Source organism: Hydrogenophaga sp., from assembly GCF_048549895.1.
Taxonomy (GTDB): Bacteria; Pseudomonadota; Gammaproteobacteria; order Burkholderiales; family Burkholderiaceae_C; genus Hydrogenophaga.
Genome location: NZ_JBLYYB010000115.1, coordinates 1 through 15,605, shown reverse-complemented (window position 1 = coordinate 15,605; position 15,605 = coordinate 1). Strand labels below are relative to the sequence as shown.

15 protein-coding genes are annotated in these 15,605 nt (G+C 66.0%); 7 read left to right on the top strand and 8 right to left on the bottom strand.

The annotated features are described in order from the left end of the window. Nucleotides 1-77: 77 nt before the first annotated feature. The gene (locus tag ACN4F8_RS12225) at nucleotides 78-566 is read left to right on the top strand and encodes a GNAT family N-acetyltransferase (protein ID WP_419473857.1); all 489 of its coding nucleotides are present in this window, start codon (nucleotides 78-80) and stop codon (nucleotides 564-566) included. A 7-nt stretch (nucleotides 567-573) separates the two neighbouring features. Here ACN4F8_RS12225 and ACN4F8_RS12220 read toward each other — a convergent pair whose 3' ends face one another. From ACN4F8_RS12220 to ACN4F8_RS12195, 6 genes are all read right to left on the bottom strand, one after another. After that, a complete protein-coding gene (locus tag ACN4F8_RS12220; RefSeq protein ID WP_419473856.1) occupies nucleotides 574-1,776 on the bottom strand; it encodes an exo-beta-N-acetylmuramidase NamZ domain-containing protein in 1,203 nt (400 codons plus the stop codon). Between the two features lie 5 nt (nucleotides 1,777-1,781). Further along, nucleotides 1,782-2,348: a DOMON-like domain-containing protein gene (locus ACN4F8_RS12215; RefSeq protein WP_419473855.1), complete on the bottom strand. Its 567-nt coding sequence runs from the start codon at nucleotides 2,346-2,348 to the stop codon at nucleotides 1,782-1,784. 30 nt (nucleotides 2,349-2,378) lie between these two features. Continuing rightward, the gene (locus ACN4F8_RS12210; RefSeq protein WP_419473854.1) at nucleotides 2,379-2,717 is read right to left on the bottom strand and encodes an ArsR/SmtB family transcription factor; all 339 of its coding nucleotides are present in this window, start codon (nucleotides 2,715-2,717) and stop codon (nucleotides 2,379-2,381) included. 10 nt (nucleotides 2,718-2,727) lie between these two features. Next, nucleotides 2,728-3,966, bottom strand: coding sequence for an organoarsenical effux MFS transporter ArsJ (arsJ, locus tag ACN4F8_RS12205; protein ID WP_419473853.1), 1,239 nt, complete (start codon nucleotides 3,964-3,966; stop codon nucleotides 2,728-2,730). After that, entirely contained in the window at nucleotides 3,967-5,010 is a 1,044-nt protein-coding gene (locus ACN4F8_RS12200; RefSeq protein ID WP_419473852.1) for an ArsJ-associated glyceraldehyde-3-phosphate dehydrogenase, read from the bottom strand. A gap of 75 nt (nucleotides 5,011-5,085) precedes the next feature. Continuing rightward, on the bottom strand, nucleotides 5,086-6,357 hold the full coding sequence (locus tag ACN4F8_RS12195; protein WP_419473851.1) for a hypothetical protein: 1,272 nt from the start codon (nucleotides 6,355-6,357) through the stop codon (nucleotides 5,086-5,088). Between the two features lie 127 nt (nucleotides 6,358-6,484). Here ACN4F8_RS12195 and ACN4F8_RS12190 point away from each other — a divergent pair, with 127 nt between their 5' ends. From ACN4F8_RS12190 to ACN4F8_RS12175, 4 genes are all read left to right on the top strand, one after another. After that, entirely contained in the window at nucleotides 6,485-7,297 is an 813-nt protein-coding gene (locus ACN4F8_RS12190; RefSeq protein ID WP_419473850.1) for a GNAT family N-acetyltransferase, read from the top strand. Nucleotides 7,298-7,304: 7 nt separating this feature from the next. Then, complete coding sequence (locus ACN4F8_RS12185) at nucleotides 7,305-8,417, top strand: glycosyltransferase family 4 protein (RefSeq protein WP_419473849.1); 1,113 nt, start codon at nucleotides 7,305-7,307, stop codon at nucleotides 8,415-8,417. Between the two features lie 99 nt (nucleotides 8,418-8,516). Continuing rightward, nucleotides 8,517-10,595 (top strand): polyphosphate kinase 1, encoded by a 2,079-nt coding sequence (gene ppk1 / locus ACN4F8_RS12180; RefSeq protein ID WP_419473848.1) that lies wholly within the window; start codon nucleotides 8,517-8,519, stop codon nucleotides 10,593-10,595. Nucleotides 10,596-10,618: 23 nt separating this feature from the next. Next, nucleotides 10,619-11,101 (top strand): SixA phosphatase family protein, encoded by a 483-nt coding sequence (locus ACN4F8_RS12175; RefSeq protein ID WP_419473847.1) that lies wholly within the window; start codon nucleotides 10,619-10,621, stop codon nucleotides 11,099-11,101. Nucleotides 11,102-11,132: 31 nt separating this feature from the next. On the opposite strand, the gene ACN4F8_RS12170 is transcribed toward ACN4F8_RS12175, so the two are convergent. Beyond that, a complete protein-coding gene (locus tag ACN4F8_RS12170) occupies nucleotides 11,133-11,570 on the bottom strand; it encodes a hypothetical protein (RefSeq protein WP_419473846.1) in 438 nt (145 codons plus the stop codon). A gap of 117 nt (nucleotides 11,571-11,687) precedes the next feature. After that, the gene (ppx, locus tag ACN4F8_RS12165) at nucleotides 11,688-13,172 is read right to left on the bottom strand and encodes an exopolyphosphatase (protein ID WP_419473845.1); all 1,485 of its coding nucleotides are present in this window, start codon (nucleotides 13,170-13,172) and stop codon (nucleotides 11,688-11,690) included. Between the two features lie 245 nt (nucleotides 13,173-13,417). Between ppx and pstS the strand changes: the two genes are divergently transcribed. Next, nucleotides 13,418-14,449, top strand: a complete 1,032-nt coding sequence (gene pstS, locus ACN4F8_RS12160; protein WP_419473844.1) for a phosphate ABC transporter substrate-binding protein PstS — start codon at nucleotides 13,418-13,420, stop codon at nucleotides 14,447-14,449. A gap of 111 nt (nucleotides 14,450-14,560) precedes the next feature. After that, nucleotides 14,561-15,541: a phosphate ABC transporter permease subunit PstC gene (gene pstC / locus ACN4F8_RS12155; RefSeq protein ID WP_419473843.1), complete on the top strand. Its 981-nt coding sequence runs from the start codon at nucleotides 14,561-14,563 to the stop codon at nucleotides 15,539-15,541. The last annotated feature ends 64 nt before the right edge of the window (nucleotides 15,542-15,605 follow it).

Below are 15,605 nucleotides of genomic sequence, written 5' to 3'. Positions count from 1 at the left end.
GTGGAGGCGCGTGAGGCGCAGAAGGCGCAGGCCTGCGCCGAGCGACTGGTGGCGGCCGTGCGGGCCCAGGTACCAGCGTGAGTGGGGTTGCCGTCGTTCGCGCAGACTGTGCCAACCCCGTTCACGCGGCAGCCCTGGTCAGCTTGCTCGACGCCTACGCCAGCGACCCGGCGGGTGGTGGCGAAGGCCTGTCGGACTTTGCCAAAGAAAACCTCGTGCGCGAACTCGCCGCCCGGCCTCAGGCCTACAGCGTGCTGGCCTTCGACGGCGTGCAGCCCGTGGGCCTGGTGAACTGCATCGAAGGCTTCTCCACCTTCGCCTGCAAGCCGCTGGTGAACGTGCACGACGTGGCCGTGCTGGCCAGCCACCGGGGGCGCGGCATTGCCGAGCAGATGCTCGTGCTGGCCGAGGCCATTGCCGTGGAGCGCGGCGCGGTGAAGATGACGCTGGAGGTGCTTTCGGGCAACCACGGCGCCGTGCGCCTGTACAAGCGCATCGGCTACACGGGTTACCAGCTCGACCCGGCCATGGGCACCGCCAACTTCATGCAGAAGTGGTTGAGCTGAAGGCGCTTCAGTAAAGCAGGAAGGGCGCGCGCTCCACAGCCCAGGCCGCTTCGTCGGCAGCGGCGGCCGCCTCCAGCACCTCGGGCGCAGCCGACACATCGTCCACCCACTCGCGCAGCAGCGGCCCGCCGTTGATGAGGTCGATCGCCAGGCGGTCGTGTTCGTACTCGTACGCAAAGTCGCGCCATAGCGGGTATTCGGGCGCCTGCAGGCGCAGCGCGCGAAACGCCAGGGCCTGCAGTCGCCAGGGCTTGAAGGCCGCGTGGTCGTAGTGGCCCGGGTCTTCCACATGGATCTGCACGCCGGCGCACAGCTGCCCCTGGTGTTTGTGGAAGGTGGGTTCGAAGAAACACGGGCGCAGCACGCAACCCTGCAGCCAGCGCGGCGCGATGCGGCGCATGTCGGCCAGCAGGCGCGGCACGTCGATGCCCGGCGCGCCAAACAGCTCCAGCGCGCGCGTGGTGCCGCGGCCTTCGGACAGCGTCGTGCCTTCCAGCATCACGGTGCCGGCGTAGGCGCGCGCCATGCTCAGGTTGGCGGCGTTCGGGCTGGGGTTGACCCAACTGCGCTCGGTGGGCCAGCCAAAGCCGGGGGCGGCGTCGGGTTGCCAGCCGGTCATGGCGATCACGCGGTAATCGACGCTGAGGCCCAGCTTGGCAATGAACCAGTGGCCGAGTTCGCCCATGGTCATGCCGTGGCGCATGGGCATGGGGCCGGCGCCCACAAAACTCTCCCAGCCTTCGCGCAGCGTGAGGCCTTCAATGGGGCGGCCTGCAGGGTTGGGCCGGTCCAGTACCCACACCGCCTTGCCGTGCTGTGCGGCGGCTTCCAGCACATAACGCAGCGTGGTGATGAAGGTGTAGATGCGGCAGCCGAGGTCTTGCAGATCGACCAGCAACACGTCGAAGCTGGCCATCATGGCGTCGGTCGGGCGGCGCACCTCGCCGTAAAGGCTGAACACCGGGATGCCCAGGTGCGGGTCGAGGTAGTCGTGCGACTCGACCATGTTGTCCTGCTTGTCGCCGCGCAAGCCGTGCTGCGGGCCGAAGGCGGCCGACAGGGTCACATCGGGCAGGGCGGCCAGGGCATCGAGCGCGTGGGTGAGGTCGCGCGTGACCGAGGCCGGGTGCGCGAGCAGGGCGACGCGCTGACCCTCGAGCGGCGCGCGAATGGCGGGGTCTTGCAGGAAACGATCGAGGCCGAATTGCATGGCGTTCAGTTCGCGGGCAGGGTCAGGCGCAGCGAGCGCCCGGCGGGGTGGTGGAAATCGGGACGGGCTTGTGGGTGCTGCAGCGCCCAGTAGCTCAGGCGCCCATCGTGTTCTTCAATGACAGCACACAGCGCCAGCGCAAGGTGTCGGGCGGGCGAAGGCAGGGCAGCGCGGGGCAGGTGCACGTCCAGGGTGAGAAGCGTCGGTGTGACGGCGAGTTGCATCACAGGCGCCGGCAGATCGGGTGAGGGCGAGGTGTCGCGCTGGCGCTCACCGGCAAACCGGTAGGCCGCCCACTGGCCCGAGGGCGAGAAGTTGAATTCGCGGTAAGCCACATCACCCTCGACCGCCACAAAGGCCTCAAAGCAGGTGTGTTGCCACAGGCCGTCGGCCGGACCCGGTTCGGTGGGCGGTGGGATGCGCAGGCTGGCCGTGTCGCCGCTCACCGTGTACACGAGCCGCAGACCTTCAGGGGTCCAGTGCGTCACCACCGACACATCCAGGGCCAGGCCTGCCGGTGTGGCCGGGTGGCAGTGCAGTGGGTGGGAAGGGCTGGAGAGGGTGGGCGTCACAGCCCCGTATTCTCGGTCATGGCGTCCCGGTCAGCGGGTGGTGCAACTGGCGGATGCGGTGTCGCCCGCCGTCACTTCGCAAGGCTCACCCTGGCAGCAGTGGGCGGTGAGGAACTGCAGCAAGTCGTTCATGGCACCGAACTCGGCGCGGTAGATCAGGTGGCGGCCATCGCGCTCTTGCGACACCAGCCCGGCGTGGCTGAGCTCCTTGAGGTGGAACGACAGCGCCGTGCTGGCCACGCCCAGCGATTCGCTGAGCTGGCCCGGCGTGAGACCAACGGGTCCTTGCGCCACCAGCGCGCGGAAGATGCGCAGGCGCGTCTCTTGCGCCAGTGCGCCGAGGGATTTGACGGCCAGGGCCTCATTCATGGAATCTCCTTCAAACAGGTGTGTGTTGCCGCGCGACGTGGGTGGGCAGCTTGAGCGTGGCCAGCCAGCACACGACCAGCATGAACGCCGAGCCCAGCAGCGCATACAGCAGCCCGCCCCACTGGTAGAGCAAGCCCGAGAGCAGCGTGCCGCTGAAGCGGCCCAGCGCGTTGGCGGCGTAATAAAAGCCCACGTCTTCCGCCGCTTTCTCCGAGCCTGCGTAGGCCAGCACCAGATACGAGTGCACGGACGAGTTCACCGCGAACGCAAAGCCAAACACGCCCAGCCCACCCACCACCACCCAGGGCAGGTGCGGCACGTTCAGCGCCACGGCGACCGCCAAGCCGATGGGCACCAGCGCCAGCAAGGCCGACCACAGCCGCGCGGCCGGCACCTCGGTGCTCAGGCCGTCGCTGCTGCGTTTCACCAAGGCCGGCGCCATGGCCTGCACCGCGCCGTAGCCGATGGTCCAGGCGGCCAGAAAGGTGCCGACCATGGTGAAGGTCCAACCCTGCGAGTACAGGTACACCGGCACGCCCACCACAAACCACACGTCGCGCGCGCCGAACAGCACCACGCGCGCGGCGGCCAACACGTTCACGCCGGTGTTCTTGGCAAAGAGTTCCCTGGCCGACTTGGACGCTTTGCTCTTGCCCATCATCTGCGGCAGCGAGGTCACCACACCCACCAGCACCAGCGCCAGCAGCGCCGACATGGCCCACAGCGCCTGCTGGAAACCCAGGGTCTGCAACAGCAGGCCGCCCAGGAAAAAGCCGACGCCCTTCATGGCGTTCTTGCTGCCCGTGAACCAGGCCACCCACTTGAACAGCTGACCCGAGCCCTGGTTCTTTGCCTGGTCGGCTGTGACCTTGATGGCGGACTTGCTGGCGGTTTTGGTGAGGTCTTTGGCCACACCACAAATGCCCTGCGCCAGCACCACCCAGGCCACCGACATCGCCGCGCTCCAACCAGGGTCGAGGAACGACAGCACCGTGAAGCCGATGATCTGCGTGACCAGGCCCACGGTGAGCATGCGTGTGATGCCGTAGCGCGTGGCCAGCCAGCCACCCACGAAGTTGGCAACAATCCCGGCCGCTTCGTACAGCAGGAACAGAAACGCCAGCGTGAACGGCGAATAGCCCAAGCCGTAGAAGTGCAGCAGCACCAGCATGCGCAGCGCGCCGTCGGTGAGCGTGAAGCCCCAGTAAGCGGCGGTGACGATGGCGTAGTGGCGCTCGGCGGTGTTCATTCAGATCCCGACGCTGTGCATGTGACAAGCCAGGTCGACCATGCGGCAGGCGTAGCCCATCTCGTTGTCGTACCAGGCGTAGACCTTGAGCAGCGTGCCGTCGGTGACCATGGTGGAGGGTGCGTCCACGATGCTCGAGCGCGTGTCGCGTGCGTAGTCCACGCTGACCAAGGGGCGTGTCTCGTAACCCAGGATGCCGGCCAGCGGACCTTTCGCGGCTTGCCCGAACAAGGCGTTCACTTCGTCTACCGTCGTTTCGCACTGCAGTTCGAACACGCAGTCGGTCAGTGAGGCGTTGAGCGCCGGCACACGCACCGCGTGGCCGTTGAGCTTGCCCTTGAGTTCGGGGTAGATCAGTGCGATGGCGGTGGCGCTGCCGGTGGTCGTGGGCGCCAGGCTCATCAGCGCGCTGCGGGCGCGGCGCAGGTCTTTGTGCGGCGCGTCCACCACCAGGTTGGTGTTGGTCGGGTTGTGCAGCGTGGTGATCTGGCCGTGGCGGATGCCGATGGCCTCATGCACCACCTTCACCACCGGCGCCAGGCAGTTGGTGGTGCACGAGGCGGCGGTCACGATGCGGTCGCGCGCAGGCTCATACAGCGTTTCGTTCACGCCCACCACGATGTTGAGCACACCGCCCGTCTTCACCGGCGCGGCCACGATCACGCGCTTGGCGCCACGGTCCAGATGGCCCTGGATGGTCTCGGGCGTGAGGAACTTGCCGGTGCACTCCAGCACCAGGTCCACGCCGAGGTCGCCCCAGGGAATGTCGCTTGGCGAGGCGTGCGAAGAGAACGACAGGCTGTGTTGGCCGATGCGGATGCTGTCTTCGCCCTCGGCGGCAATGTCGGCGCGCCACTTGCCTTGCACGCTGTCAAACGCCAGCAGGTGGGCCGTGGCGGCGGCACCACCCTTCAACTCGTTGAGGTGCACCACCTCAAGCCGGTTGCCTGCGCGTGGGTCGGTGGCGTCGCGTTCGGCCGCGCCGAGGGCGGCGCGCAGGGCCAGGCGGCCAATGCGGCCCATGCCGTTGATGCCAACTTTCATGCGGATATATCCTTTCAAGATTGGTTGAAGTGTTGAACGGTTTTGTGACGTCCGTGTGACCGCTCTGAGCGGCCTTCAGGGCACGACAACGACCGGCGCGAAGCCGCCGCCTTCGGTGCGGAAGTTGGTGGTCTGGCCGGTCCAGGTGCGCGCGGCCAGCAGTTGCACCTCGCCTCGGTAGGTGTAGGCGCGCAGATCCAGCTTGAGGCGCTGGGTGTCGTCCTGCACACGCACCAGTCGCTCGCTGGGCGGCACCAGGGCTTGGGCCACGTAGTCGCCGGCCATGATGTCACCCCACACGCGGCGGGTGAGCTTGTCGCCCCGGTAGGCCGCGCGCGCGCCAAAGCCCGCCGCCGGTTTGAAGAACAGGCCACGGCGATGGGCCCACAGCGCATCGGCCTTGTCGGCGCTCACCCGTTGTGTGGTGGGCACCACGGCGCTCAGCAGGGCGCGGTCTGCTTCGCTCACGCCCCACTGCGCGAGCAGGTTGTTGTCAGACAGCGCGATGAGATTGCGTTTGTCGGCGTACAGGGCATGGGTGCGCGGATGCGGTGTGAGCACCACCGCGCCGGCCTCATGGGCCATGCGCAGAGCCTGGTGCGTGTCATCCTGCAGATAGAAGTCGGTCAGGCGGTTGTAGACCAGGTCCACCGCCGTGCCCGGGGGGAGGTCGGGGTGGTGCAACGAGCCGCCGTGCCATTGCAACTCCCTCGCGTCGGCCACCCGCGCGGTCAGGCCGTGCGCGGCGAACAGTTCGCGAAACATGTCGAACTCGGGCGCCAGGTACTGCTGCGCGGGCGCGTCGTCCACGATGAGCACGGTGCGCAGGCTTGCGTTGCCGCGTTGCGCGACCCACTCCTTGCGAAACATGTCGACAAACACCTCGTCGAGCAGGCGCAGCGCCCCGCGCGGATCGGCCACCGGGCTCATGGCGTTGCAGCAGGCGCTGTGCGCGCGCGCCACGGCGGCGTTGAGCAGCGCGCCGCCCGCGTTGCTGTTGATCTCGATCAGGCGCGGACCCGGGCCGGTGAGGTGGAAGTCGTAACCCATGAACACACCCGCCGGGCCGTGGTCCTGTGCGGCGATGGCGGGCGCCCGCGCCAGCGCCTGCTGCTGCCAAGCGGGCAGGGCGACCACGCGCTCGATGGCGCTCACCGCCTGCTGGATGCGCAGCGCCATGCCGCTGTCCATGAACACTGCGCTGGCCGAAAACAGGTGCGGATGGCTGAGCGTCATGCGCGCGGCCAGCCCGTCCAGCGCCGGACCGGTTTCGAGCTGTTCGCGCAGGAGCGGCAGCGACAGCGTCTGGCAGGCACAGCCCAGGTTGAGGGTGTCGGCGAGGTTCATGGGAGATGCTTTTTTATCGTTTCAATAATAGTTGAAGTGTTGCCGTGCAGCCCGGCGGCGGGCTTGTCACCAAAATTTCACGCGATTGCCTTGGGAGGGTCATGACCGGTTTTCACACTGCATGTTCATGAACTCACAACCCGTTTTTCAAGCCGCATCACCAGAGCAGACCCTCGTCAACCTGACCGCGCTGCCCGTGCCACACGGCATCGACGTGTCTTGGGCCAGGCACCAGAGCGAGGTGCGCGAGGCGCAGAAGCTGCGCTTCGATGTGTTTGCCACCGAGATGGGAGCCCGCCTGCCCAACGCAGTTCCCGGCCATGACGTGGACCTCTTCGACGACTTCTGCGAACACCTGCTGGTGCGAGACAAAAACAGCCAGCAGGTGATCGGCACCTACCGCGTGCTCACCCCGGCCCAGGCCAGGCGGGTAGGCAGCACCTACAGCGACACCGAATTCGATCTCACCCGCCTGCGCACTGTGCGCGAGCGCATGGTGGAGCTGGGCCGCAGCTGCGTGCACCGGGACCACCGCCATGGCGGCGTGATCATGGCGCTGTGGGGCGCCTTGGCCAGCTTCATGGTGCGCAACCAGCTCGACACCATGATCGGCTGCGCCAGCATCCCCATGCAGCACGAGGGCGCGCACGGCATGGTGGGCGGCGGGCACGCAGCGGCCAGCATCTGGCGCCAGGTGAAAGACCAGCACCTCGCGCCGATCGACTTTCACGTGCGCCCGCGCCTGCCGCTGCCGGTGGACCGGCTGGACAGTTCGCTGGAGGTGCAACCGCCTGCGCTCATCAAAGGTTATTTGCGCCTGGGCGCCAAGGTGATGGGCCCGCCGGCCTGGGACCCGGATTTCAACGCCGCCGACCTGCCCATGCTGATGCGCCTCTGCGATCTGCCTGCGCGCTACCGCAAGCACTTCCTGGGGGCCTGATGCCCGCATGAAGATCCTGCTCGTCACCGACGCCTGGCAACCCCAAGTCCATGGGCTGGTCTCCACGCTGGTGGACCTGGTGCGCCAGTTGCAGGTGAACGGGCAAGAGGTGGTGGTGATCCAGCCCGGGCAATTCCACACGCGCCCCTGCCCGGGTCACCCCGGTCTGGAGCTCGCGCTGTTCCCCGGCGCCCGGTTGCGCTCGCTCATGGACTCGGCCCAAGCCGATGCCATCCACATTGCCACCGAGGGTCCGCTGGGGTGGGCGGCGCGGCGCCATTGCTTGCGGCGTGGTCTGCCGTTCACCACCGCGTTCCATGGTCGGTTGCCCGAGATGCTGAAGACGGCGTTCGGCTTGCCGTTGTCCTGGGGTTATGCGTTGTTGCGCCGGTTCCACCAGCCTTCCAGCGGCGTGCTGGTGCCCAACGAAGGCCTGCTCAGCCGGTTGAAAGCCCGCGATTTTCAGCACCTGCGCTTGTGGACGCCGGGCGTGGACACGCACCTGTTCGCGTTGAGCGACCGCACCCGCTCGCTGGCCGCACTCGGCCCGCTGGCGCACCCGGTGAGCCTGTATGTTGGTCGGCTCTCGGCCGAGAAAAATGTCGAGGCGTTCTTGTCGCTCGACGTGCCGGGCAGCAAGGTGGTCTGTGGCAAAGGCCCGATGGCATCGGGTCTGCGCGCGCGCTACCCCAATGTGCACTGGCTCGGTGAGCTGCCGCGCCACGAACTCGCGCAGGTGTATGCGGCGGCCGATGTGTTCGTGTTTCCCTGCCGTGGCGAAACACAGGGGCAGGCCATGCTGGAGGCCATGGCCTGTGGCGTCCCCGTGGCGGCCCACCCGGTGGATGGACCGTTGCAACTGGTGGGCCAGAACCTGGGCGGTGCACTGCACGACGACTTGCGTGTGGCCTGGCACGACGCGCTCAAGATCCAGCGTCACCAGGCGCGCGACCGCGCCCTGCTGTCGGGCTGGGGCCGGTCCAGCGCGGTGTTTCTGTCGCACCTTGTCGTGTTGCCCCGGCATCGCAGACAACGGCCACGATCAGACTTCGGCGTGCGCATCAACGAGGCTGGGGCGATCACAAAACTGTCACACAAACGTCATTCGGTCGTTGAATAATCGTCACGGTCAGTGCGCTGGCCGCCGGGCACACTGCGCACAACACAGCGCTTGCGGGAACCGGGGCCGTCGCGCCCGGCGACAACAACAACACCAGACATGAGCGGCAACAACTCCAACAGCAAGCTTCCCTTTCTTGATCGCGATCACAGCATCCTGGCGTTCAACGAACGCGTCATGGACTGGGCGCGTCGTCCCGACGTTCCGCTGCTGGAGCGCTTGCGCTACCTCAGCATCGTCTCCAGCAACCTCGACGAGTTCTTCGAGGTCCGCGTCGCACCCCACCTCACCGCAGCGCAGGCCAACGAGCAGCGTGGCCAGTACACCGCACAGACTTTCGAGAAGCTGTCCGAGGACATCCACGAACTGGTGGCCCAGCAGTACGCCATCTACAACGACGAGCTGCTGCCCCTGCTGGAGAAAAAGGGCATCAAGCTGATCTCGCACGGCGAGCGCAATCCGCGCCAACGGCGCTGGGTCAAGGAGTTCTTCGTCAACGAGGTGCAGCCGCTGCTGATGCCGGTGGGGCTGGACCCCGCGCACCCGTTTCCGCAGGTGGCCAACAAGTCGCTCAACTTCATCGTGCGCCTGGCGGGCAAAGACGCCTTTGGGCGCGAAAACGAAATCGCCATCGTGAAGGTGCCGCGCATCCTGCCGCGCTTCTTCCGCATGCCGCCCATCAAAGGCTCCAAGCAGACGCACTTTGTCTCCATCTCCAGCCTGATCCGCTCGCACCTGGGCGACCTGTTCCCGGGCCGCCAGGTCACCGAGTTTTCGCAGTTCCGCGTCACGCGCCACTCCGATCTGGCGGTGGACGAAGAAGAGGTGAAAAACCTGCGCACCGCCCTGCGCAAGGGCTTGCAGCAGCGCCACTACGGCCAGGCCTTGCGCCTGGAAGTCTCGGCGGGCTGTTCGGAGTTTCTGTCCAACTTTTTGCTCGAGCAATTTGCGTTGCCTGCCAAGGCCTTGTACCGCGTGCCCGGGCCGGTGAACCTGGTGCGCCTGAACCAGCTGATCGACAAGGTGGACGCGCCCGCGCTTCGGTTCGAGTCTTACAACTCGGGCTGGCCCGCTCAGCTCACACCGGGGCAGTCGTACTTTGAGCGGCTGCAGCAGGGCGACGTGCTGATCCACCAGCCCTACGAGAGTTTCGATGCCGTGCTCGCCTTCCTGCGCGAGGCGGTGGAAGACCCCGATGTGCTGGCCATCAAGATGACCATCTACCGCACCGGCGCGAAGTCCGAGCTGATGAACCTGCTGCGCGAAGCCGTGCGCCGCGGCAAGGAAGTGACCGCCGTGGTGGAGCTCAAGGCGCGCTTTGACGAAGAGGCCAACATCAACTACGCCGAGCGGCTGGAGTCGGTGGGTGCGCAGGTGGTCTACGGCGTGGTGGGCCTCAAGACCCACGCCAAGATGCTGCTGGTGACCCGGCGCGAGGCCAGCGGACTCAAGCGCTACGCGCACCTGTCCACCGGCAACTACAACCCGGGTACGGCACGGCTGTACACCGACATCAGCTACCTCTCGGCCGACGACGCACTCACCGCCGACCTGGAGCAGATCTTTCTGCACCTGGCCAGCCAGAACCGCCTGCCCAAGCTCAACAAGGCGCTGATCGCACCATTCCACCTGCACAAGGCCATGCTGGACAAGCTGGACGCGGCGGGCGCAGCCGCCAAGGCCGGGCAGGACGCGCGCGTGATCGTGAAGATGAACGCGCTGACCGATGAACAGCTGGCCCGCGCGCTCGCTGCGGCCTCGCAGCAAGGCGTGAAGATCGACCTCATCATCCGCGGCGCCTGCATCCTGCCGGCGCAGGTGCCGGGCTTCACCGACAACGTGCGCGTGCGCTCGGTGATCGGACGTTTGCTGGAGCATTCGCGGGTGTTCTATTTCCGCACCGGTGAGACAGAAGAGCTGTGGCTCTCAAGCGCCGACTGGATGAACCGCAACATGCTGCGCCGCATTGAGCTGGCCTGGCCGGTGACCGACCAGGCGCTGCGCCACCGCGTCATCGACGAGTGCCTCTCGGCCTACCTGCACGACACCAAGGACGCCTGGTTGCTGCAGCCCGACGGCCGCTATGTGCCCGCCAGCATCACCGGCAGCGGCCGTACGCGCGCCGTGATGCACTCGGCACAAGCCAGCCTGATGGCGCGTTACGGCAGCAAGGGATAGGCAGCCCGATGGAAGGCAGGACCATGGACTTGATTCTCTGGCGGCACGCCGAGGCCCATGAGCACCCCGACCTGCTCGCAGGGGTGCCGGGCGACGCCAAGGATCTGGCGCGGCGCCTCACCGCGCGCGGCGAAAAGCAGGCCACCCGCATGGCCACCTGGCTGGACCGGCAGTTGCCCGAAGCCGCGCGCATCTGGAGCAGCCCGGCCCTGCGGTGCGAGCAGACCGCGCTGGCCCTGGGCCGCAAGTTCAAGCTGAGGGAAGAGCTGTTGCCCGAAGGCGATCCGCTGGCCCTGCTGGAACTGGTGCAGTGGCCGCACGGCAAGTCGCCGGTGGTGGTGGTGGGCCACCAGCCCACCCTGGGCCGGGTGATTGCGCGGCTGCTCAACCTGGCCGAGGACGATTGCTCGGTGAAGAAGGGTGCGCTGTGGTGGCTGCGCCACCGCGAGCGTGCCAGCGGCAACCAGACCGTCGTGGTGACGGTTCAGACCCCAGAGTTGATCTGAACAAAACCCGGGGTCATGCCCCGGGCAGGCTTCAGACGGCTGCGGCCTTTTTGGCAGGGGCAGCGGCTTTTTTCGCAGCGGGCTTGGCCGCCACTTTTTTGGCTGCCGGTTGAGTTGCCGCTTTGGCTGCAGGCTTGACCGGCGCCTTGGAAGCCACTTTCACTTCGACCTTGGCCGCAGGCTTGGCCACCGTTTTCGCCGAGGGCTTTTTCGCGGCTTCAGGCTTCTTCTCGGTGCCGGTGGGGCGGCCGGTCTTGAGTGTGGGCACGGCAGACAGCGCAGCCTTGAAAGCGGCGTCGTTCAGACCTTGCAAGGCCATGAGGCCAGCGCGCAGCAACTCGCTTTTCTTGACGCTGGTGCCCAGCGCGATGGCGCGGGTCTTCAGCGTTTCGATGGCGGCGAATTCGGCCTTGGGGATGGTGAAGCTGTCGCGCACGAGCTTGGGCTTTTTGTTGTTCTGACTGGCCATGGATGCACTCCGGTGGTGGATAAAAAAGAGCGCAGTATAAACCGTATAAATCGTTTATACGGTTGTGACAGCAGGGTGACAGGTGCGTGACAGCGCCCTGTCTGCGCCCGCTTCAGTTCAACGGATGTCCGCTGTCAGCTTCCAGGCCGATTTTTGCCACGCCACCACCTCTTCACCCAGCAGCCAGGCCGACTGCGGATAGCGCTTGGCCCAGCCCGGGTTGGTGGCCAGCTTGAACGCACGCGGCTTGTAACTCAGCTTCACCGACTCGTGCTCAGGCATCTGCCGCGCATGGCACAGCAGCACGGCCAGGCGCAAGGCCATGAGCTGTTTGGCGAACAGTTCGTCTTGCAGGGCGTCTTCAAGCTTGCGCAGTTTGCCGCGCTGTCCCAGCACCAGCTGGCTCATGCGGTGCAGCTCGGGCAACGAAAAACCCCGTGCATCCACGTTGTCCAGGATGTAGGCGCCGTGGTGGTGCGAGCGTTCGTGCGAGATGTGGGTGCCTATCTCGTGCAGGCGCGCGGCCCAGGCGAGCTTCTGCGAATAACGCTCGTTCTGCGCATCCAGCGCGGCGATCTGCGAGAAGAGGGCGATGCTCACGGTGCTCACCCGTTTGCCCTGGGCCTCGTCGGCGGAGAAGCGGTGGGTCAGCCAGCTCACGGTGCGTTCACGCACGTCGCCGCCGTCGGTGTCGCGGTCGATCAGGTCGTACAGCGCACCGTGGCGCAGCGCGCCCTGGGCCGGCAGCATCTGCTCGATGCCGAACAAGTCAAAAATGGCGCGCAGCACGCTCACGCCGCCACCGATCACCGGGCGCCGATCGTCCTTCAGACCCTCCAGCCGCAACTGGTCGACGTTGCCGGCTTTGACCATGCGGTCGGTGAGCCAGTCCAGCCCGGAGCGGGTGACCACGCCCGAGGCCCAGCCGTTGGCGGCCAGCATGTCGGCCACCGCGCCGACCGTGCCCGACGAGCCGTAGGCCACGGTCCAGTCGGCCGGCGGGAATTTGTCCAGCGCTTCGTCGATCACCGCCTTGGCGGCCACTTCGGCGGTCTTGAAAGCGGCGGCTGAGAACTGCCCGCGCGGAAAGTAGCGCGTGGACCAGGCCACGCTGCCCAGGCGGTACGACTCCATGGTCCGGGCCGAATAGCCCTGACCCTGGATCATTTCGGTGGAGCGCCCGCCGATGTCGACGACCAGGCGCTTTTCGTCGGAGTGCGGCAGCAGGCGAGAAACACCCTGGTAAATCAGGCGCGCCTCCTCGTAGCCTGACACCACGTCGATCGGAAACCCCAGGATCGTCTGGGCCTGGCGCACAAAATCCTCGCGGTTTTTGGCCTCGCGCAGGGTCTGGGTGGCCACGGCGCGCACCTGCTGGCGCTTGAACCCGTGCAGCCGCTCGGCAAAGCGCGCCAGGCACTCCCAGCCGCGCTCCATGGCGGCCTGGCTGAGGTTTTTTTCCTCGTCCAGCCCATTGCCCTGGCGCACCGTTTCCTTGAGGTATTCGATGCGCTCGATGTGCCCCGAGTGGTAACGGCCGATTTCCAGCCGAAAACTGTTGGAGCCGAGGTCGATGGCGGCAAGTAGGGTACCGTTTTGCATGCGAAAGGGGGGAGCGGCGAGCCGGATCGGCTCAGGGGAAAGCGGGTAAGGCGGCGCGAGCCCGGATTGTGACGCATGCCCGGGGCAGTACTCCATTTCGCCGCATGAGGGCCGCATGAGGGCTCCACGGGAAGGGGCTGCCTGTTCACCCCAGGCTGTGTGACATTTGCGAGATGTCACGTCGTTGTCACATTGCCTGCCTAGAGTCGCTCCTGTTCCTCTTCCCAACCGCAAGGAGTCTCTCAATGATCAACAAACGCATCTTCCTCCAGGCCGTCGCTGCTGCTGCCATGGCCACCGCCGGCATGGGCTCGGCCATCGCTGCCGACATCACCGGCGCTGGCGCCACCTTCCCATTCCCGATCTACGCCAAGTGGGCCGAGGCCTACAAGAAAGAAACCGGCACCGGCCTGAACTACCAGTCGATCGGTTCCTCCGGCGGCTTGCGCCAGATCCGCGCCAAAACCGTGGCTTTCGGTGCGTCCGACGCGCCCGTGTCCGGCGCCGACCTCGACAAGGACGGCATGGTCCAGTTCCCGGCCATCATCGGCGGCACCGTGCCCGTGATCAACCTCGACGGCTTCAAGCCGGGTGAACTGCGCGTGACCGGCCCCGTGCTGGCCGAGCTGTTCCTGGGCACCATCACCAAGTGGAACGACCCCAAGCTGGCCGCCCTGAACCCCGGCAAGACCCTGCCGGACCAGAACGTGACCGTGATCCACCGCGCTGACGGTTCGGGCACCACCTTCAACTTCACCGACTACCTGAGCGCCGTGAGCAAGCCTTGGGCCGACACCGTGGGCAAGGGCGCTGCCGTCAAGTGGCCAGCACCGTCGTCGGTGGGTGGCAAGGGCAACGAAGGCGTGGCTGCCAACGTGAACCGCGTCAAGGGTGGCGTGGGTTATGTCGAGTACGCCTACGTGAAGAAGAACAACATGAACTTCCTGCAGCTGCAAAACGCTGACGGCAAGTACGTGAACCCCGATGACAAGACCTTCGCTTCGGCTGCTGCCGGCGCCGACTGGTTCAGCGTGCCCGGCATGGGCGTGTCCATGGTCAACGCCAAGGGCGCCGAGAGCTGGCCCATCAGCACCGCCTCGTTCATCCTGATGTACAAGAACCCGGCAGACAAGGCGCAGTCCGCCGAAGTGCTGAAATTCTTCGACTGGGCCTTCAAAAGCGGCAAGGGCATGGCCGCCGAGCTGGACTACGTGCCGCTGCCCGACTCCCTGACCGCCGACATCCGCTCCAAGGTGTGGTCGCAGATCGCCAAGTAAGTTAGGCTGCTTCCAAATTGCATCCGCCGGTCGGTTCAGTCGGGCCGGCGGATGTTGATTTGTGGGGCCGGTACCAACCGGATCGGAGTCAACATGAGCCTGGGAACCACGATGAGTTCGCAACCTGTGTCCGTAGAACTGGACAACCCCAACATGGCGTCGATTGCCAAACGGCAACGCTTTCACGACGTCCTGTTTCACCGCATCACACAGAGTTTTTCGCTGCTGGTGCTGGTCGCCTTGATGGGCATCATCGTTTCGCTGTTCATCAACGCGTGGCCCACGTTTCAGAAGTTTGGTTTCAACTTCATCTGGCGCGTCGAGTGGGACATCATCAATGAAGAATTCGGTGCTGCGATTGCGATCGTCGGCACCATTGCCAGTGCCTCCATCGCCATGCTGATCGCCGTGCCGCTGGCCTTCGGTATCGCACTCTTCCTCACCGAAACCTGCCCCGTGTGGCTGCGCCGCCCGCTGGGCACGGCGGTTGAGTTGCTGGCGGCTGTGCCGTCCATCATCTACGGCATGTTCGGCCTGTTCGTGTTCGCACCGCTGTTTGCCGATTACTTTCAAGTGCCCGTGCAGAACGTGCTGGGCGGCATGCCGCTGGTGGGCTTCCTGTTTGGCGGCAGCACCAACGGCTTCGGCATTCTGGCCGCAGGCATCGTGCTGGCCTTCATGGTGCTGCCCTTCGTGGCCGCCGTGATGCGCGACGTGTTCGAAATCGTGCCGCCCATTCTGCGCGAATCGGCCTACGGGCTGGGCTGCACGACCTGGGAAGTGGTGCGCCGCGTGGTGCTGCCTTACACACAAAAGGGCGTCATCGGCGGCATCATGCTGGGCCTGGGCCGGGCACTGGGCGAGACCATGGCGGTCACCTTTGTGATCGGCAACGCCAACCGCATGCCTACCTCGCTGTTCTCGCCGGGCACCTCGATTGCATCGACCCTGGCCAACGAATTCGGCGAGGCCGCCGACTTTCACCTCTCCACCCTGTTCGCGCTGGGTTTCCTGCTGTTCGTGATCACCTTCCTGGTGCTCTCGGCGGCCAAGATCATGATGTTGCGCGCCGAGAAGGCCAAGGGGTTCTGACATGGAATTCAACAACCAACTCTACAAAAGCCGCCAACGCGCCAACACCGTCGGCCTCACGCTC

Coding starts and splice junctions, on each gene's coding strand:
- arsJ (WP_419473853.1), bottom strand. CDS start 3,966: ATGAACACCGCCGAGCGCCACTACGCCATCGTCACCGCCGCTTACTGG.
- ACN4F8_RS12200 (WP_419473852.1), bottom strand. CDS start 5,010: ATGAAAGTTGGCATCAACGGCATGGGCCGCATTGGCCGCCTGGCCCTG.
- ppx (WP_419473845.1), bottom strand. CDS start 13,172: ATGCAAAACGGTACCCTACTTGCCGCCATCGACCTCGGCTCCAACAGT.
- ACN4F8_RS12220 (WP_419473856.1), bottom strand. CDS start 1,776: ATGCAATTCGGCCTCGATCGTTTCCTGCAAGACCCCGCCATTCGCGCG.
- ppk1 (WP_419473848.1), top strand. CDS start 8,517: ATGAGCGGCAACAACTCCAACAGCAAGCTTCCCTTTCTTGATCGCGAT.
- ACN4F8_RS12190 (WP_419473850.1), top strand. CDS start 6,485: ATGAACTCACAACCCGTTTTTCAAGCCGCATCACCAGAGCAGACCCTC.
- ACN4F8_RS12210 (WP_419473854.1), bottom strand. CDS start 2,717: ATGAATGAGGCCCTGGCCGTCAAATCCCTCGGCGCACTGGCGCAAGAG.
- ACN4F8_RS12195 (WP_419473851.1), bottom strand. CDS start 6,357: ATGAACCTCGCCGACACCCTCAACCTGGGCTGTGCCTGCCAGACGCTG.
- pstS (WP_419473844.1), top strand. CDS start 13,418: ATGATCAACAAACGCATCTTCCTCCAGGCCGTCGCTGCTGCTGCCATG.
- ACN4F8_RS12175 (WP_419473847.1), top strand. CDS start 10,619: ATGGACTTGATTCTCTGGCGGCACGCCGAGGCCCATGAGCACCCCGAC.
- pstC (WP_419473843.1), top strand. CDS start 14,561: ATGAGTTCGCAACCTGTGTCCGTAGAACTGGACAACCCCAACATGGCG.
- ACN4F8_RS12170 (WP_419473846.1), bottom strand. CDS start 11,570: ATGGCCAGTCAGAACAACAAAAAGCCCAAGCTCGTGCGCGACAGCTTC.
- ACN4F8_RS12185 (WP_419473849.1), top strand. CDS start 7,305: ATGAAGATCCTGCTCGTCACCGACGCCTGGCAACCCCAAGTCCATGGG.